This window comes from Micromonospora tarensis (assembly GCF_016803395.1).
Classification (GTDB): Bacteria; Actinomycetota; Actinomycetes; order Mycobacteriales; family Micromonosporaceae; genus Micromonospora; species Micromonospora tarensis.
Genome location: NZ_JAEVHL010000129.1, coordinates 1 through 18,289 on the forward strand (window position 1 = coordinate 1; position 18,289 = coordinate 18,289).

The 18,289-nt window shown below is 72.0% G+C and carries 14 protein-coding genes and 5 pseudogenes; 3 read left to right on the forward strand and 16 right to left on the reverse strand.

Translation table 11 applies throughout. The features are described 5' to 3' along the window. Positions 1-376 (reverse strand): hypothetical protein (locus JM949_RS22275; RefSeq protein WP_203150316.1); only part of this gene is annotated, 376 nt, incomplete at its 3' end. Positions 377-569: 193 nt separating this feature from the next. Further along, positions 570-1,196: a mycothiol-dependent nitroreductase Rv2466c family protein gene (locus tag JM949_RS22280; RefSeq protein WP_203150302.1), complete on the reverse strand. Its 627-nt coding sequence runs from the start codon at positions 1,194-1,196 to the stop codon at positions 570-572. Positions 1,197-1,418: 222 nt separating this feature from the next. Between JM949_RS22280 and pepN the strand changes: the two genes are divergently transcribed. Further along, positions 1,419-3,968 carry an aminopeptidase N gene (gene pepN, locus JM949_RS22285; RefSeq protein ID WP_203150303.1) on the forward strand — a complete coding sequence of 850 codons (2,550 nt, stop codon included), beginning with the start codon at positions 1,419-1,421 and terminating at the stop codon, positions 3,966-3,968. Between the two features lie 169 nt (positions 3,969-4,137). Here pepN and JM949_RS22290 read toward each other — a convergent pair whose 3' ends face one another. The 14 genes and pseudogenes from JM949_RS22290 to JM949_RS22355 form a co-directional block, all read right to left on the reverse strand. After that, on the reverse strand, positions 4,138-4,545 hold the full coding sequence (locus JM949_RS22290) for a DUF5130 family protein (protein WP_203150304.1): 408 nt from the start codon (positions 4,543-4,545) through the stop codon (positions 4,138-4,140). After that, entirely contained in the window at positions 4,532-4,855 is a 324-nt protein-coding gene (gene ctaJ, locus JM949_RS22295; RefSeq protein ID WP_456320237.1) for an aa3-type cytochrome oxidase subunit CtaJ, read from the reverse strand. Before ctaJ ends, JM949_RS22290 begins: the two co-directional genes overlap by 14 nt. Before the next feature lie 51 nt (positions 4,856-4,906). Then, positions 4,907-6,369 (reverse strand): annotated as a pseudogene (locus tag JM949_RS22300) (amidase). 178 nt (positions 6,370-6,547) lie between these two features. Then, on the reverse strand, positions 6,548-7,549 hold the full coding sequence (locus tag JM949_RS22305) for an amidohydrolase family protein (protein ID WP_203150305.1): 1,002 nt from the start codon (positions 7,547-7,549) through the stop codon (positions 6,548-6,550). Further along, a complete protein-coding gene (locus JM949_RS22310) occupies positions 7,549-8,073 on the reverse strand; it encodes a 3-hydroxyanthranilate 3,4-dioxygenase (protein WP_203150306.1) in 525 nt (174 codons plus the stop codon). Before JM949_RS22310 ends, JM949_RS22305 begins: the two co-directional genes overlap by 1 nt. Beyond that, positions 8,070-8,492 (reverse strand): RidA family protein, encoded by a 423-nt coding sequence (locus tag JM949_RS22315; RefSeq protein ID WP_203150307.1) that lies wholly within the window; start codon positions 8,490-8,492, stop codon positions 8,070-8,072. Before JM949_RS22315 ends, JM949_RS22310 begins: the two co-directional genes overlap by 4 nt. After that, on the reverse strand, positions 8,489-9,262 hold the full coding sequence (locus JM949_RS22320; protein WP_203150308.1) for a 2-keto-4-pentenoate hydratase: 774 nt from the start codon (positions 9,260-9,262) through the stop codon (positions 8,489-8,491). The genes JM949_RS22315 and JM949_RS22320 overlap by 4 nt, the downstream gene beginning before the upstream one ends. Next, complete coding sequence (gene dmpG, locus JM949_RS22325; RefSeq protein WP_203150309.1) at positions 9,259-10,317, reverse strand: 4-hydroxy-2-oxovalerate aldolase; 1,059 nt, start codon at positions 10,315-10,317, stop codon at positions 9,259-9,261. The genes JM949_RS22320 and dmpG overlap by 4 nt, the downstream gene beginning before the upstream one ends. Continuing rightward, complete coding sequence (locus tag JM949_RS22330) at positions 10,314-11,246, reverse strand: acetaldehyde dehydrogenase (acetylating) (RefSeq protein WP_309232273.1); 933 nt, start codon at positions 11,244-11,246, stop codon at positions 10,314-10,316. The genes dmpG and JM949_RS22330 overlap by 4 nt, the downstream gene beginning before the upstream one ends. A 50-nt stretch (positions 11,247-11,296) precedes the next feature. Continuing rightward, positions 11,297-12,094 carry a 2-keto-4-pentenoate hydratase gene (locus JM949_RS22335; RefSeq protein WP_203150310.1) on the reverse strand — a complete coding sequence of 266 codons (798 nt, stop codon included), beginning with the start codon at positions 12,092-12,094 and terminating at the stop codon, positions 11,297-11,299. 23 nt (positions 12,095-12,117) lie between these two features. Continuing rightward, positions 12,118-13,599 (reverse strand): 2-hydroxymuconic semialdehyde dehydrogenase, encoded by a 1,482-nt coding sequence (locus JM949_RS22340; protein ID WP_203150315.1) that lies wholly within the window; start codon positions 13,597-13,599, stop codon positions 12,118-12,120. Between the two features lie 23 nt (positions 13,600-13,622). Beyond that, positions 13,623-14,960, reverse strand: a complete 1,338-nt coding sequence (locus tag JM949_RS22345) for an FAD-dependent oxidoreductase (RefSeq protein ID WP_203150311.1) — start codon at positions 14,958-14,960, stop codon at positions 13,623-13,625. Beyond that, a pseudogene (gene kynU, locus JM949_RS22350) lies at positions 14,957-16,236 on the reverse strand (kynureninase). Before kynU ends, JM949_RS22345 begins: the two are co-directional and overlap by 4 nt. A 14-nt stretch (positions 16,237-16,250) precedes the next feature. Further along, positions 16,251-17,152, reverse strand: a pseudogene (locus JM949_RS22355) (tryptophan 2,3-dioxygenase). 147 nt (positions 17,153-17,299) lie between these two features. Between JM949_RS22355 and JM949_RS22360 the strand changes: the two are divergent. Continuing rightward, positions 17,300-17,787 (forward strand): annotated as a pseudogene (locus tag JM949_RS22360) (Lrp/AsnC family transcriptional regulator); the annotation flags it as partial. Positions 17,788-17,915: 128 nt separating this feature from the next. Further along, positions 17,916-18,191, forward strand: a pseudogene (locus JM949_RS22365) (hypothetical protein); the annotation flags it as partial. Between the last annotated feature and the right edge of the window lie 98 nt (positions 18,192-18,289).

The following is an 18,289-nucleotide window of genomic DNA, read 5'->3' on the forward strand; positions in this document are numbered from 1 at the left end:
GCTCCGGAGGCGGCGACGGAACGGGCCGTGGGTTCGGCGGCGGCGTCGGCACCGGTCGTGGCGGGGCCGGCGGCGGGGGCGCTGGCTCCGCTGGTGCCGCCGCCGCCGGCGTCGGCACCGGCAGATCCGTCGGTAGGGAGGCGGTGGCTGACGACGGCGGGTTGGTCGGCGCGGGCGGCGTGAGCCGGGAGGTCACCGGAACCCGGGCCACGCCCACCACGATGGGTGGCGCGAGCAGATCCACCAGGTGGGCGGGGAGGTCCGGGCGGACCGCCGGCCAGCGGGAGTCGTCAACGGACCAGTAGGCCGCGTCGGGAGTCTCGATCACCCCCCGGCGGGTCAGCTGATCGTCACCGGACGCACGGTGCTTGGCCATCGGGATTGCCTCCACGAGCTGCGGGGTGCGGCCCTGCGGGTCGCTGCGGCGGACACCGAGGGAAACGACGCCGCCCGCCCACCGGTGACGCCACAACCGTCCGACGACCCGCAGCCGCACTCGGCGTCCGACCCGACACGCCCCCGCCCGAGCAGCTGGCGAAGCTCGGACGGGGGCGCACGGTGGTTCGGGATCAGTCGAAGATCGGGTCCTGCTCCCGGGTGCGCTTGAGCTCGTAGAAGCCGGGGGTGGCGGTGACCAGCAGCACGCCGTCCCAGAGCCGGCCGGCAACCTCCCCCTTCGGCGCCGGGGTGATCACCGGACCGAAGAACGCGACCGGGCTGCCGTCCGGGCCGGGCGCGTGCACGACCGGGGTGCCGACGTCCTGCCCGACCGGGCGCATGCCGGCCTCGTGGCTGGCCCGCAGGGCGTCGTCGACGTCGGTGCTGTCGGCGACCTCGGCCAACGCCGGGTCCAGGCCGGCCTCGGTGAGCGCGGCCACGTACAGCTCCGTGTTCCGCTCCTGCTTCTGCAGGTGGATCCGGGTGCCCAGCGCGGTGTAGAGCGGGCGCAGCACCTCGTTGCCGTACCGCTGCTCGGCGGCGACGCAGACCCGCACCGGGCCCCAGGCGGTCTTGAGGAACTCCTTGTAGTCCTCGGACAGCTCGTCCCGGCCGTCGTTGAGCACGGCCAGGCTCATCACGTGGAAGCGGATGTCCACGTTCCGGACCTGCTCGACCTCGAGCAGCCAACGGGAAGTGATCCACGCCCACGGGCAGGCCGGGTCGAACCACATGTCGGCGGTGACACGATCGGTCACGGTGAGATCCCTTCGCGACGGGTGGCGCCGACGATCGGCTTCTCTGGAGAATCTTCACCCCACGCCGCGTCGACCAGCACCCGAATGAGAGCGTGACCTCGGCCACCGCCGGCTGCCCGTACATGGAAGACTCGAAACCGGGCCGGCCGCCACGAGCGGTTGGCGGACGGGCGCCGCTGGGCGTACGGGCGAAAAGTGGGATGGAGACGAACAGTGCCGGGAGTGCGCAACCTGACCCAGGTCGAGGCGACCGAGCGGGCACGCCTGCTCAACGTGACGGGGTACGACATCAGTCTCGACCTGTCGACCGCCGTGCTGGCGGCCGACGGTCGCACGTTCCGGTCGACGACCGAGGTCCGGTTCCGCTGCTCCGAGCCGGGGGCCAGCACATTCATCGAGTTGGCCGCCGAGTCGGTGCGTTCCGCGACGTTGAACGGCGAGCCGGTCGACCTCTCCGACTGGTCCGCCGAGAAGGGCCTGACCCTGTCCGGGTTGGACAGCGACAACACCCTGGTGGTCGACGCCGACTTCGGTTACTCCAACAGCGGTCAGGGTCTGCACCGGACGGTCGACCCGGTGGACGGCGAGACGTACCTCTACAGCCAGTTCGAGACGGCCGACGCGCAGCGGGTGTTCGCCTGCTTCGACCAGCCCGACCTGAAGAGCGTCTACTCCTGGCACGTCACCGTGCCGGCGCACTGGCGGGCGGTGTCCAACATGCCCGTGCAGCGGGAGGAGCCGGCCGGTGAGGCGCTCAAGACGCTGCACTTCACCGTGTCGCCCCGGATGAGCACCTACATCACCGCGCTGTGCGCCGGGCCGTACCACGAGGTGCGGGACAGTCACGACGGCATCGACCTGGGGGTGTTCTGCCGGGCGTCGATGGCACCGTATCTGGACGCCGACGACCTGTTCCTGATCACCAAGCAGGGCTTCGACTTCTTCCACGAGAAGTTCGGCGTGCGCTACCCGCTGCCGAAGTACGACCAGCTCTGGGTGCCCGACTTCAACGCCGGCGCGATGGAGAACTTCGGCTGCGTGACGCACGCCGAGTCGCACTACCTGTTCCGCTCGCAGGTCACCGACTTCGAGTACGAGCAGCGGGCCAACACGATCCTGCACGAGCTGGCCCACATGTGGTTCGGCGACCTGGTCACCATGCGCTGGTGGAACGACCTGTGGCTGAACGAGTCGTTCGCCGAGTGGGCCAGCCACTGGTGCAACACCCACGCGACCCGGTTCACCGAGGCGTGGACGACTTTCCTGTCCATCCGGAAGAACTGGGGCTACCGGCAGGACCAGCTCTCCTCCACCCACCCGGTCTACACCGAGATGCCGGACATGGAGGCCGTCGAGGTCAACTTCGACGGCATCACCTACGCCAAGGGCGCGAGCGTGCTCAAGCAACTCGTCGCGTACGTGGGTGAGGAGCCGTTCGTCGCCGGGCTACGGGCCTACTTCGGCAAGCACGCCTGGGGCAACGCCACCTTCGACGACCTGCTCACCGAGCTGGAGGCCGCGTCCGGGCGGGAACTGCGCAAGTTCGCCGCGCAGTGGCTGGAGACCGCGCAGGTCAACACCCTGCGGCCGGAGCTGACGATCGGCGCGGACGGCAGGTACGAGCAGGTGCTGGTGCGGCAGGAGGCGCCGGCGGCGTACCCGACGCTGCGAACGCACCGGATCGGCGTGGGCCTGTACGACCTGACCGACGGCCGGCTGGTCCGCCGGGAGCGCTACGAGGTGGACGTGGCCGGCGAGCGCACCGACCTCGCCGAGCTGCGCGGCGTCCGGGCCGCCGACGTGCTGCTGGTCAACGACGACGACCTGAGCTACACCAAGCTGCGCCTCGACGACCGGTCGATGGCGACGGTGGTGCAGCACATCGGCGGCTTCGAGTCGTCGCTGGCCCGCGCGCTGTGCTGGACCGCCGCCTGGGACATGACCCGCGACGCCGAGCTGTCCGCCCGGGACTACGTGGCGCTGACGCTGAGCGGGCTCCCCGCCGAGACCGACATCAACCTGGTCACCGCCACCCTGCGTCAGGCGACCACCACGCTCACCCTCTACGCCGACCCGGCCTGGGCACCGACCGGCTGGGCGGAGCTGGCCCGTACCGCCCGGGATGCGCTCGCCGCCGCCGAACCCGGCAGCGGTTTCCAGCTGGCCTGGGCCCGGGCGTTCACCTCGGCGGCCCGCTCCGCGGAGGACCTGGCGACGTTGCGCGGTTGGCTGGACGGCACCGGGATGCCGGCCGGGCTGACAGTGGACACCGAGCTGCGCTGGTCGCTCCTCGCCGCGCTGGTGGCCAACGGCGCGGCCGGCACCGCCGAGATCGAGGCGGAACTGGCCCGCGACCGCACGGCCAGCGGCGAGCGGGAGGCCGCGTACGCGCACGCGTTGATCCCGACGGCCGAGAACAAGGCCGCCGTGTGGGCCCTGCTCACCGGTCCGGACGCGCTGCCAAACTGGCGCCACCGCGCGTTGTTGCAGGGCCTCGCCCATCCGGCGCAGGTGGAGCTGGTCGCCCCGTACCGGGAGCGGTACTTCGCGGCGGTCGGGCAGGTGTGGGCCACCCGGGACAGCGAGCCGGCCCAGGAGTTCGCCCAGCTGGCGTACCCGACCTACCTGGTGGAGGACGACACGGTGGCGGCCACCGACGCGTGGCTGGCCGGTGACGGGCACCCGGGCCCGTTGCGGCGGCTGGTCGCCGAGGGCCGCGACGGCGTGGTGCGGGCGCTCAAGGCCCGCGCGAGGGACGCCCAGAGCGCCTGAGCAGCGGTTGTCCGGCCCGGGGCCGGCGTGGGTGTGCGCCCGCGTCGGCCCCGGACTGTCAGTGGGGAAGATCGTGCTCGAACATGGGAAAAGGGGCCTCAGCCGCAGCCGAGACCCCTACTTCCTGGGTCGAGCACGATCGTGCCTGCCGGCACGTCGTCTGTGCAGGTCAGCCCTTGCCGGCGTGGCTGGCGAGCTGGTCGAGGCCGTTGATGATGCCGCCGGCCAGGTCGCCACCGCTGAACGCGCCGACCATGGAGAGCGCGGCCAGCTTGGCGTACGTGTCGGGGATGCGCTTGCGCGCGTACCGCCCGGTGATGATCTCCAGCTGCCGCTGGTTGGGCGACACCGCGATCAGCACCGACTTGTCGGGCTCGGCGAGCTGACGGTGCAGCCGCTGGGCGTGCTCCCGGATCGGCTCGTCGAGACCACCGACGAAGACCGAGAAGACCAGCCCGGTGCCCTTGTCAGCCAGGCGCAACGCCTCGTCGATGCGCAGCAGCTGGCGGGTCGAGAAGGGCCCGTCCAGCACCTCGGGCCGATTCTCCGACCCGGCCTGCTTCTCACCAACGGTCACTTGCGCCTCCGGTTCCACCGGCCGGCGCCTCGACGCTGGCCTGCTCAAGCTTGTGGCTGGTCAGCGCGGGCGCCTGCGCCCCCGCCGTCAGCGCGGTGCCGGCCGAGTCGGCCAGCTGCTCCGGGCGGCCCAGGAACCAGACCGGAGTGAAGTCGAAGGGCCGGCCCGGCCGGTAGCGCTTGGCACCACCACCGCCGCCGGTGGCACCACCACCACCGCTACCGGCGTACGACAGGCCGGCGATGACCAGCACCGCGGCCAACGGGATGCCGACGAAGACCAGCAACGTCTCGGTAACAGACAATCCCAACGCCCCCAGGCGGAAGAAGGACGACCTCGAACAACCGGGTCGGATGGACAATCATGATGTCGACCGCCCGACTCCGTCGCCATTCACGTTAGCGGAGTCGACGGCTCGCCAGATCGCGGGGTGCCGATCCCAACCGTCACTCCACTTCTCCAGTTGCGCAGCGGTCGCGATGAGCCGCTTGTCGTCGCCGTATCGGCCGGTGAGCAGCACCCCGACCGGCAGGCCGTCGGTGGTGCTGCCCAATGGCAACGAGACGGAGGGATCGCCGGTGACGTTGAAGATGGCGCAGTAGGGCGAGAACCGGCGTTGCCTGTCGAAATCGGCCGCCGGATCGGCGTCGGCGGTGAACCAGCCGACGGGTGCCTGCGGGGTGGCCAGGGTGGGGCAGAGCAGCAGGTCGCAGCCGGCGGTGCGGCGGGCGCCGAGGCGGACCTGCGCCTGCAACTCCCCGAGGGTGGCGGCCAGGGTGCCGGCGGAGATCTCAGCACCCCGGGCCCGGAGCAGCCGGGTCAACGGCAGCAGCTCCGCCTCCCGCTGCGGTGGCACCGGGGTGAGCGCCAGCACGTACCAGAGGATCTCGAACAGCGGCCACGCCGCCGGCCCGAGGGGCGGCGGCACCTCGACCACCTCGTGGCCGGCCGCGCTGAGCAGCGCGGCGGCCCGGTCCACGGCGGCCACGCAGTCGGGGTGCACCGGTCCGTCGGCGAGCATCGGCGTGGTGAACCGGCCGATCCGCAGCCGGCCGGGCTCGGCCGCGCGCGCGGTCGCCAGGAAGCCACCGACCGGGTGTGGGCGGTGGCAGGTAGGGCTCGCCGGGCACCGGGACGGCCATCACGTCCAGCAGCGCGGCGACGTCGGCGACGGTCCGCCCGAGCGGGCCGCTGGTGGGCAGGCCGAACGCGCCGGAGCCGATCGGCCCGCCGGAGACGAGGCCCCGGCTGGGTTTGTAGCCGACCAGGCCGCAGAGCGACGCCGGGATGCGCAGCGACCCGCCGCCGTCGGAGCCCTGGGCGACCGGGACGAGGCCGCCGCGACCGCCGCCGCCGCGCCACCGCTGGACCCACCGGCGGTGTACGCCAGCTGCCACGGGTTGCGGGCCGGCGGCGCGACCCGGCCCTCGGAGTAGAGCGAGCAGCCCAGCTCGGAGGTGGTCGTCTTGCCGAGGCTGACCAGCCCGCCGCCTTGATGAACCGGACCACGTCGGCGTCGACCGGGGGGACGAAGTCGACGAAGGCGGCCGAACCGAAGGTGGTGCGGACTCCGGCGGTGAGCGTCAGGTCCTTGATCGCGGTCGGCACACCGTGCAGCGGGCCGCGCCGCTCGACCGGGACCGCGTCGGCGGCGCGGGCGGCCTGCCGGGCGAGGTCCGCGGTGACGGTGACGAACGCGCCCACTGTGTCGCCGAGCGCCGCCACCCGCCGCAGGTGGTGCTCGACCAGGTCGACGCTGGACAGGTCTCCACTGGCGATCGCGGCGGCCTGCTCCAGCGCGGTCAGGTCGTGCGGCTCGGCCATCCCGCCATCCTGCCGGTCGCCGGCCTTTGGCGCAGCCGACACGCTCTGCCGTCCGGAAACGGACCAACCGGACCTCGGCGCAGTTCTACGCCACGCCTGCCCGCAAATCTTGGACAGTTTCCGTTAGGCGGGAACGGAAACTGTCCAAGATCTGGTCATGCCACGGGTGCGGCGCGCTTCATCCGCTCAGGAAGCGCAGGGCGTTGCGGGATTGGATCTTGTCGCGTTGGGTGTCGGTGAGGAAGTCGGCGTCGCGGACCACCGCACCGGCCGGGCGTTCGCCCAGCGGGTACGGGTAGTCGCTGCCGACCAGCACCCGGTCCTCCCCCAGGGTGTCCACCAGCAGCCGCAGCGCGGGCGGCGCGAAGACCACCGAGTCGACGCTGAACCGGTCGAGGTAGCTGCTCGGCGGCCCGGCGGACGCCCCCCGGACCAGGTCGCCACGGCGGTGCCAGGCGTTGTCGGCGCGGCCGAGCCAGAACGGGAAGCTGCCGCCGCCGTGCGCGAAACAGATCCGCAGCGTCTCGGGCACCCGGTCGAAGACGCCACCCAGGATCATCGCCAGCACCGACAGGTGCGTCTCGGCGGGCATGCCGGTGAGCCAGCGGGCCATCCAGCGGTCCAGTCGAGGCCCGCCCGGCATGTCCCACGGGTGGACGAAGACGGGTGCGCCCACCTCGGCGCAGTGCTGGAGGAAGGTGACCACACCGGCGTCGTCCAGGTCCCGGTCGCCGACGTGGTTGCCGATCTCCACGCCCACGTGCCCGGCGGCGAGGCTGCGGTCCAGCTCCGCGCAGGCGGCGTCCGGGTCCTGGAGCGGGACCTGGCAGAACGGGACCAGTCGGCCGCCACCGGCCGCGGTGACCTCCAGGGTCAGGTCGTTGAAGATCCGGGCCACCTTCACCGCCTGGTCGGCGGGGCGGTCGTAGCTGAAGAAAACCGGCGTTGGCGAGACCACCTGCACGTCCACGCCGTCGGCGTCCATGTCGGCCAGTCGGCGCGACGCGTCCCAGCACTCGGCGCCGACCGGGCGGAACTCCGTCTCCCCCACCATGATCATGGCGGCGCGCTCGGAGTCGACCCGCAACCACGGCCAGCCGGACCCACCGCACGCCGCGCCGAGGTCCGGCCACCCCTTCGGTACGACGTGCGTGTGCACGTCGACCACGCCTGCCGGCATCAGCCCCTGCCCGGATGCAGGGTGCCGCAGTTGGCGCAGGTCCGCGCCGCCTCGTCGGCGTAGAACGCCTGGAACACCGGCGGCAGGTCGGCGGCGATGTCGCGCACCTGCAACTCCACCTCGTGCACCTTGTGCCCGCACTCGGGGCAGTACCACTGGAAGGTCTCCAGCGTGCCCTCCTCACGGACCCGCTCGACGACCACACCGATCGAGCCGGCCTCCGGCCGCTGCGGCGAGTGCGGGGTGTTGCGCGGCAACATCCACATCTGACCCTCGCGCACGTGCACCGTACGCGGCCCCTCCGGGGTCACCAGGTTGATGTGCATGTTGCCCTTGACCTGGTAGAAGAACTCCTCGTACGGGTCGACGTGGAAATCGGTGCGCTGGTTGGGGCCGCCCACCACCATCACGATGAAGTCGTCCCCGCCGGGGAACATCTCCTTGTTCCCCACCGGCGGCTTCAACAGGTGCTGGTTGTCCGCGATCCAGCCCGGAAAGCTGAACGGCTCGGCGATCTCACTCACGACTGACCTCCCGAGGGAAGAAGGGCCACGGCCTGGATCTCGATGAGCAGATGCGGGTGCGGCAGCTGGTGCACCGCCACCGTCGTCCGGGTCGGCCCGGACGCGTCGAAGAACTCCGCCCACACCTCGTTGTAACCACCGAAGTCGTTCATGTTGACCAGGTACGACGTCACCTGGACAAGGTCGGTGAGGTCCGCGCCGACCGAGCGCAGCAGATCACCGATGTTCTCGATCACGGCCCGCGTCTGCGCCCGGATGTCGAGGTTCGTCGTACCGAACTCGTCCACCTCGACACCCGCGAAGCTGTTGTCCGGCCGCCGGGACGACGTACCGGAGACGAAGACGAACCCACCGGCGACCTTGACGTGCGGAAAAGCCCCACGCGGCGTGGCCTTCCCCGCCACCACCCGCGCGGTCACGACGACGCCCGCAGCGAGGCCGTGCCGAGCTTCTCGACGACGGCCCGCACGTGCGCACCCGGACGCAGCGGGACGGCGGCGGTGGCCGCGCCGGCCAGGAAGACCCAGCCGGACTCCAGCCGCACCCCGTGCCGACCGGCCAGCCTGATGCCCTCGTCGAGTGCGCGGCGCGGATCACCGAGGATCGCCGCCGTGGAGCCGACCTGCGCCACCCGCCCGTCGACCTCCAGCAGCACGCCCAGGTTGTCCAGCCCGGCCGGCACCGGCGACCACGGCCCGATCACGAACGCGGCGGCCGAGGTGTTGTCCGCGATGACGTCTGGCAGGGAGAACCGGAAGTCCGCGTACCGGGAGTCGATCAGCTCGATGGCCGGGGCGACCGCGCGGACCGCCGTGGCGAAGTCGCCTACCGGTTCGCCCGGCTCGGGCAGCCGGTCCAGCAGGAACGCCACCTCCGGCTCGACCCGGGGGTGGATGTACCCGGCCCGGTCCACGGCACCGCCGTCGGGCACCCGCATCGCGTCGGTGAGCCGCCCCCAGATCACCTCGTCCACGCCGACCTGGGCCATCTTCGCCCTGCTGGTCAGCCCCATCTTCAACCCGACCAGCCGCTCACCGGCGGTCAGCCGGCGTTGCAGCAACGCGGCCTGCACGGCGTACGCCGTGTCCACGTCGAGGCCGGTCTCGGCGGCGAGTTGCGGGATCGCGGTGGCCGTGCCGGCGGCCGTGCCCAGCTTCTCGGCGATCCCCGCGACGTCCGGTCCGATCATGACTGCTGCTCCTTGCCGGCCAGGTCGAGTGCGACGTCCACGATCATGTCCTCCTGGCCGCCGACCATCCGGCGTCGGCCCAGCTCGACGAGGATCGACCGGACATCCACGCCGTAGCGCGCGGAGGCCCGCTCGGCGTGCCGCAGGAAGCTGGAGTAAACCCCCGCGAACCCCAGGGAGAGCGTCTCCCGGTCCACCTGGACCGGCCGGTCCTGCACCGGGCGGACCAGGTCGTCGGCGGCGTCCATCAGCGCGAACACGTCGCAGCCGTGCTGCCAGCCGTGCAGCTCGGCGACCGCGACGAAGACCTCCAGCGGCGCGTTGCCGGCGCCCGCGCCCATCCCGGCCAGGGACGCGTCGACCCGGACGGTCCGGCCGGCCGGTGCGTCGAGCGGCCCGGCGCCGAGGATGCGGCCGTGCTCGACGGCGAGAACGCTGTTCGCCACCCCGAGCGACAGGTTGTGGTGGGCGTGGATGCCGATCTGCGTCTCCGGGGCGAGGCCCTGCCGGTACGCGTCGACCCGCTGCGCCACGTCGGACATCAGCAGCCGGCCACCGGAGTCGGTGACGTAGACGCAGTGCGCGCCGTACGACTCCATCAGTTTGGCCTGCTCGGCCAGCCCGGCCGGATCGTTCATGTGCGACATCATCAGGAACCCGGCCACGTCCATGCCGTTCTCCCGGGCCCAGGAGATGTGCTGGGCGGAGATGTCAGCCTCGGTGCAGTGGGTGGCGATCCGGACGCTGGTCACCCCGAGCGCCTTCGCCGCCTTCAGGTCGGCGATGGTGCCGATGCCGGGCAGCAGCAGGGTGGTCAGTTTCGCCGTGGTCAGCACCTCGGCGGCTGCCGCGATCCACTCGGCGTCGCTGGCCGCGCCGTGGCCGTAGTTGACGCTGGAACCGGCGAGCCCGTCGCCGTGCGCCACCTCGATCGCGGCCACCCCGGCGGCGTCCAGGGCGGCGGCGATGGTCCGCACCTGGTCGACGGTGTACTGGTGGGCGATGGCGTGCATGCCGTCGCGCAGTGTCACGTCCTGGATGTACAGGTCGGTCATGGCGCGGCCACCTCCGAGGAACGCAGGGCGACCAGCCGTTCGGCGGTGCGCAACGCGGCGGAGGTCATGATGTCCAGGTTGCCGGCGTACGCCGGCAGGTAGTGCCCGGCGCCGGAGACCTCCAGGAAGACCGACACCTGGAGGGCGGTGAGTCGCCGCCCGAGCGACGGCAGGTACGCCTCGACCCGGTCGAACTGCACGGCCTGCTTGAGCCGGTAGCCGGGGACATACTCCTGCACCGTCGCCACCATGTCGCTGACCGAGGCGGCGATGGCGGCGGTGTCGGCGTCCGCGTCCGGGCAGAGGCAGTAGACGGTGTCCCGCATCAGCAGCGGCGGGTCCGCCGGGTTCAGCACGATGATCGCCTTGCCCCGTTCGGCACCGCCGACCACCTCGATGGCCCGGGCGGTGGTCTCGGTGAACTCGTCGATGTTGGCCCGGGTGCCCGGACCCGCCGACTTCGACGCGATCGACGCGACGATCTCCCCGTACGCCACCGGGGTGACCCGGCGCACGGCGGCGACGATCGGCACCGTTGCCTGCCCGCCGCAGGTGACCATGTTGACGTTCGGCTCGTGCAGGTGCTCGTCGAGGTTGACCGGCGGCACCACGTACGGGCCGAGCGCGGCCGGGGTCAGGTCGACCACCGTGCGGCCGTGGGCGCGCAGCACCTCGTCGTGGTGTCGGTGCGCGCCCGCCGAGGTGGCGTCGAAGACCAGCTCGACGTCGGCGAACTCGGGCAGTGCGACCAGCCCGTCCACGCCGTCGGCGGTGGTGGCCACGCCGAGCCGGCGGGCCCGGGCCAGTCCGTCGGAGGCCGGGTCGATGCCGGCCATCGCCACCATCCGCAGGCTGCCGCTGAGCCGCAACACCTTGATCATCAGGTCGGTGCCGATGTTGCCGGAACCGAGCACCGCCACGCCGGTCACTGCGCCGCTGCTGTTCGCGACCGCGGGGCTCGTAAGCTCACTCCTCGCGCTCACTGGTTGCCTCCGTTGCTGAAACAGGTGCGTACCGAGCCGAGCCCGGAGATCCGGGCCTCGTACGCGGCCCCGGGAGTGACCGCCACCATCGGGCCGAGCGCACCGGAGAGCACCACGTCCCCGGCGCGCAGCGGGTCACCGGCGCGCGCGAGGGTGTCGGCCAGCCAGTGCAGGGCGTGCAGCGGGTTGCCCAGGCAGGCGGCGCCCGCGCCGACCGAGGCCGGCTCGCCCGCGTGCTCCAGCACCATCCCGCACAGGCGCAGGTCGACGTCAGCGAGCCGACGTGGCGTGGTGCCGAGCACGAAGAGCCCGCTGGAGGCGTTGTCGGCGACGGTGTCCACGATGGAGATGTCCCAGCCGGCGATCCGCGAGTCGACGATCTCGATCGCCGGCAGCACGTGGTCGACCGCGCGGATCAGGTCGACGGTGGTGAGCTGCGGGTTCGGCAGATCCTTGTCGAGCACGAACGCGATCTCCGCCTCGACCCGCGGCTGGAGCAGCCGGTCGATGGGCACCTCGACGCCGTCACCGACCGCCATCGCGTCGGTGAGCATGCCGAAGTCCGGCTGGAACACCCCGAAGGTCTCCTGCACCGCCCGGGAGGTCAACCCGATCTTCGCGCCGACCCGGCGATCGCCACGACCCTGCCAGGCCCGCGCCTGGAGCTGCTGCACCCGGTACGCGGACTCGACGTCCCCCTCCGGCAGCAGCCGCCCGCGCAGCGGAGGGCAGGGCTTGCCGGTGCTGCGGGCGTCGGCCAGCTCCCGGTTGGCGGCCTCGATGTCGGCTTCCATGTCCGCTCCTCGCTGCGGTGCGCTCATGACAGGTCCACGCAGACGTTGGTGAGTTCGGAGTAGAAGTTCAGCGAGTGCACGCCGCCCTCCCGACCGATGCCGGACGCCTTCACCCCGCCGAACGGGGTGCGCAGGTCCCGCAGGAACCAGGTGTTGACCCAGACGATGCCGGCGTCCAGCCGGGCGCCGGCCCGGTGCGCGACCCTCACGTCCCGGGTCCACACGGTCGCCGCCAGGCCGTACTCGGTGCCGTTGGCCAGCGCGTACGCCTCGTCCTCGGTGTCAAACGGGGCCACGTGCACCACCGGGCCGAAGATCTCCTCGCGGTTGGTGCGGGCGTCCGGGCCGAGCCCGGTGAGCACCGTCGGCTGCACGTACGACCCGCCGTCGCGGGCGTCGCCGAAGGTGGGCGTGCCGCCGCCGGTGAGCACCTCGGCGCCCTCGGAGCGGGCCAGCTGGTACGCGCCGAGCACCTTCGCCCGGTGCTGGTGCGAGATCAGCGGCATGGTGGCGGTGGCTTCGTCGGTCGGCCAGCCGTACGCCAACTCGCCGGCCCGCTTGGCCAGCCGGGCGGTGAACTCCTCGAAGACCGGGCGCTGCACGTAGATGCGTTCGGTGCAGAGGCACACCTGCCCGCCGTTGGTGAAGCTGGACCGCACCGACCCGGCCACCGCGGCGTCCAGGTCGGCGTCGGCGAAGACCAGGCCGGCGTTCTTGCCGCCCAGCTCGAAGCTGACCGCCTTCACCCCGTCGGCGGCGGCGCGCATGATCGCGCCGCCGGTGGCCGACTCGCCGGTGAAGGTGATCGCGTCGACGCCGGGGTGGCGGGTGAGGTGTTCGCCGGCCGAGTCGGGTCCGAAGCCGTGCACCAGGTTGAACACCCCGGCCGGTACGCCGGCGGCGGCCATCACCTCGGCGAGCAGCGTCGCCGAGGCGGGTGTCTCCTCGCTGGGCTTGACCACCACGGCGTTACCGCAGGCCAGCGCCGGAGCCACCTTCCAGGTGAGCAGCAGCAGCGGCAGGTTCCACGGCACGATGACCGCGACCACGCCGACCGGCTTGCGCAGCGCGTAGTTGAGCGCGCGCCCCCCGGTCGGGGTGACTGTCGTGAACGACTCCGTCGGCGCGGTCGCCACGATCTCCGCGAACGCCCGGAAGTTCGCCGCACCGCGCGGAATGTCGAGCGTGCGGGCCTGGGCGATGGACTTGCCGGTGTCGGCGACCTCGGCGGTGACCAGGTCGTCGAAGCGGTGTTCCAGCTCGTCGGCGACCCGGCGCAGCACCTCGGCGCGTTCCCGTTCGCCCATCCGGCCCCACGGCCCGCGCAGCGCCGCCCGGGCGGCGGCCACCGCGTCGTCCACTGTGGACCGCGATGCCTCGTCCACCTCGAAGACCTGCTCCCCGGTGACCGGGCTGGCCTTGGCGAAGGTTGTTCCGCCGTCGACGAACTCGCCGGCGACGAAGTTGCGCAACCGGTGCGGGCCGTTCGGCGCGTGGCCGGCCATCAGTCGCAAATCCCAGCTGCCGGTCATCCGCGCCTCCCTCGGCTCAGTACCGCCCCGACCGCACCGACCAGCAACAACGCGGCCCCGCCGACGATCGCGCCGAGCACCCGGTGCTGTCGGCGCACCCGGCGGCGAACCTCGGCGTACGGGGTGGTGGAGAACGACACCAGCTCGTACTGGGAAACGTACCGGCCGGGCAGGGCCCGTTCCAGTGCGTGCTCGACCCGCCGCCGGGTCTGGAAGACCGGGGAGGCGACCCTGTCCCGCATCTCCACGAAGTTGGTCAGCGCCATCGTCGCGATGGCCTCGGCGTTCTCCTGCCGGCGACGCTGGAACAGCGGCAGCGCCGTCGACCAGTCGTCGGCGCACTCGTCGAGGCAACGGTCCAGCTCGACCACGTCCTCGAAGGCGCAGTTGGCGCCCTGTCCGTAGAACGGCACGATGGCGTGCGCGGCGTCGCCGAGCAGGCCGATCCTCCCGTTGGCCTGCCAGGGAGTGCAGCGCACAGTGCCGAGCACGCCCACCGGGTTGTGCTGGTAGTCGTCGACGAGGTTCGGGGTCAGCGGAACCACGTCCGGGTAGTGCGTGGCGAAGTGCTGTTCGATCTCCGCCGGGCCGGTCAGCGAGGCGAAGCTGCCGGCACCGTCGTTGGGCCAGAACAGCGTGCAGGTGAAGGAGCGGTCCCGGTTCGGCAGCGCGATCATCATCGAGGTGCCGCGCGGCCAGATGTGCAGGGCGTCCGGATCCAGGGCGAAGTCCCCGCCCAGCGGCGGAATCGTCAGCTCCTTGTAGCCGTAGTCGAGGAAGTCCACGCTCTCGTCCAGCAGCCCGTACCCGCGCAGTTGCCCGCGCACCGCGGAGCCGGCGCCGTCGGCACCCAGCACGACCGACGCGTTGGCCGCGACCGGGCCGTGCGGCGTCTCGAAGCCCAGCGTGCCGTCGGTCGGGTCGAGACCGACCAGCCGGTGGTCGAAGACGACCCGCACCCCGGGCAGCGCGGCGGCCTCGTCCAGCAGGGCGTTGTTCAGCGCACCCCGGCTGATCGAGTTGATCGCCCGGTCGCCGGCCGCGCTGTACGACTGGAACTGCTGCTCGCCCTCGACCGGGTGGATCATCCGGCCGCGCATCGGCAGCGCGTCGGTCATCACCTGCTCGGCCAGCCCGATCCGGCGCAACGCGTCCAGGCCGCGCTCGGAGAGCGCCAGGTTGATCGAGCGGCCCCGCTCGGCGGTGCCGGTACGCGGGTCGGAGCGGCGTTCGTAGAGGACCACCGGGTAGCCCCGCCGGGCCAGGAAGCAGGCCGCGAGACAGCCGGCCAGGCCGGCACCGATGATGGCGATCTCGTCGCGCCGGGCCGTCACGGGTTCACCCGGCCGACAGTTGCGGCGAGCGCGGCAGCGGCCCGCCAGCAGTCCAGGTAGCTGGAGTAGAGCGGCACCGGGGCGAACCGGATGACGTCCGGTTCGCGGGCGTCGGCGATGACGCCGTGTTCGTACCGTAGCCGTTTGGTCAGCTCGGCGGCGCTGCCGGCGCCGATGCGCACCGAGAGTTGGCAGCCCCGCCGGTCCGGGTCGCGCGGGGTGACCACGCGCAGCGGCCGGTCGGCGACGACCTGGTCCAGCAGCGACTCCAGCCAGCCGGTCAGCCGCAGGCTGCGGGCGCGCAACGTCGGCATGCCGACCGCGTCGAACAGCTCCAGCGAGGTACGCACCGGGCCCATCGCGAAGATCGGCGGGTTGGAGATCTGCCAGGCCTCCACTGTGGCCGGTGGGCGGGACACCGGTGTCATCTCGAACCGGGTGGCCGCCGCCGTGCTCCACCACCCCTCGAAGCGGGGCAGGTCGGGGTCGCCGAGGTGCCGCTCGTGCACGAAGACACCGGCCAGCGCGCCGGGGCCTGCATTCAGGTATTTGTAGGAGCACCACGCGGCGAAGTCGACGTCCCAGTCGTGCAGGGCCAGCGGCACGTTGCCGACCGCGTGGGCCAGGTCCCAGCCGACCACCGCGCCGACCGCCCGGCCGCCGCCGTGATCGCCGGAATGTCCAGCAGCTCGCCGGTGAGGTAGTTGACCCCGCCGAGCAGCAGCAGGGCCACCCGGTCGCCCTCGGCGGCCAGGTAGTCGGTTACGTCCTCGGTGCGCAGGACGTCCTCCCCCGCGCGCGGACGCAACCGGATCACTGTGTCGTCCGGGTCCAGGCCGTGGAACCGGGCCTGGCTGCGCACCGCGTAGCTGTCCGAGGGGAACGCGCCGTCCTCGATCACGATCCGGGTGCGGGCACCGGCCGGACGGTAGAAACTGACCATCAGCAGGTGCAGGTTGACCGTGAGGGAGTTCATCACCACGGTCTCCGCCGGAAGGCCGCCGACCAGTCGCGCGGCCGGCGCGGTCAACAACTCGTGGTACGGCAGCCAGGCGCGCTCCGCCTCCAGGTGCCCCTCGACACCGAGCCGCCCCCAGGCGTCCAGGTCGGCCAGGAGCTCGTCCCGGGTGGCCCGGGGTTGCAGACCGAGCGAGTTGCCGGCGAGGTACGCAGCCTCGGGGTGGTCGCCACCGTCGGCGGGCGGCACGTGGAACAGGTGCCGGTGGCCCGGGTCAACCTCGTCGAGGCGATGCGCCTCTCGTTCAGGGGTGTGCATGTCTCGCTCTCCGGTCACATCGCGGTACGGGCCGACCACAGCTCGGGGAAGACCACCCGGGCCATGCTGCGCTGCAACCATGCCAGGCCGGCGGAGCCCCCGCTGCCGACCTTCGCGCCCATCGTCCGCTGCACCGCCTTGACGTGGTTCCAGCGCCAGTCGCCGAACTCCTCGGCCACCGCGCTCAGCGCCTCGCCGAGCAGTCGCAGGTGGTTGTCCGGGGCGGCGTCGTCGTAGATCCGCACCCAGGCCGCCTCGACCGACGGATGCGGGTCGTGCTCGACGGCCACGTCCCGGTCGAGCAGCTCGGCGGGGAGGTCGAAGCCGCGCCGGGCGAGCAGCGCGAGGACGTCGTCCCAGAGGCTCGGTGCGGCCAGGGCGGCGCTCAGCGCGGCGTGCACCTCGGCCTGCCGGCGGAACGGGCGGATCAGCGTCGGATCGCGCAGGCCGAGGAGGAACTCCAACTGCCGGTACATGGCCGACTGGAAGCCGGAGGCCTCGCCGAGCAGGTTGCGGAACCGGTTGAAGTCGGCCGGGCTCATCCAGCGCAGGCCCTGCCAGGCGGCGTTGAGCCCCTCCAGGTGCAGCTTGGCTCGGCGCAGTGGGGCCAACGCGCCCAGATCTGGTCGGCGCGGACCAGCCGCTGGGTCTCCCGCAGCTCGTGGCAGGTCAACCCGAAGTACAGCTCCATGATCTGGCTGACCATCAGGAAGGACATCTCGCCCGGGTCGCTGCTGAGCGGATGCTGCATCTTGTGCAGCGCACTGGCCTGCACGTACGCGTCGTACGGCACCATGTCGGCGAACTCGAGCGTCGGCTCGCCGCCGGTGCGCGCGGCCTGGGCAGCGCGCTGTTTCGGGGTCACCGGTCGCACTGTGGCGGGGCGGTTCGGCGCCCGCCGCTCCGTCTGGTCCACCATCTCGTCTCCTCCCCCGGACTGGCCGACGTCATGATCCCGCGCTCGGATCGGCCTACGGAATGCCGAATCAACGGCTCTCGGCGGCTTCTCCTGCCGAACCGAAGGCAACTGGGCGAATCTGGTTCACGAAAGTAAGGTCTGAGCGTGGACGACATGGACTGGGCGCTGCTGCGCGAGTTGCAGGCCGATGCGCGGCTCTCCTTCAGCGAGTTGTCCCGGCGGGTGCACCTCTCGCCGCCGTCGGTAGCGGAGCGGGTGCGCCGCCTGGAGGAGGCCGGCGTCATCACCGGCTACCACGCCCATGTCGACCTGAGTCGCGCCGGCCGTACCGTGCTGGCGCTGATCCGGATGTCCTGCTACGGCGCGCGCTGCATCCTGCACGACCCGGCGGTGGCCGACTGGCCGGAGATCCTGGAGATCCACCGGATCACCGGTGACGCGTGCAGCATGCTGAAGGTGGCCGCCGGCTCGATCGGCGCGTTCGAGGGGGTCATCGACCGGCTCGCCCCGTACGGCCAGCCGTCGAGCACGATGGTGCTCTCCTCCCCGCTGGGCTGGCAGCCCATCGCTCGCCTCCCGGTCACCCGGACCGCCCCCCACCAGCGCTGACCCGCCCACCTGCCCGCCTGCGGGTTTGCCCCCGAGCCAGCGGGAAAGCAGCGCGCGTGCCCAGGGGAGGGTTCCGGCGGTCGTCGCCGGTTGGGGGGAAATCATGCAGGGAATCCGCACGGTCAACCGCGCGCTCTCGTCCGCACTGGCACTGGTGGGGCTGGTCGGGGCGTTCATCCTGTTGTCGGTCGCACCGGCCCGCGCGGGCGACAACACCTTCGTCGAGGTGACACCGAACAGCGCCCAGGCCGGCAGCCGGGTCACCATCAAGGCGAGCTGCGACAACGACAACAACAACCGGCAGTCAAACGTGCACTCGGACGCCTTCGGGCACGTGATGCTCAGACCGGACAGGGGTTTCCTGACCGGACAGGTCACCATTCCGGGCGACAAGCAGGCCGGTGAGTACCCGGTCGACCTGCGCTGCGGACGCCTTCGGGCACGTGATGCTCAGACCGGACAGGGGTTTCCTGACCGGACAGGTCACCATTCCGGGCGACAAGCAGGCCGGTGAGTACCCGGTCG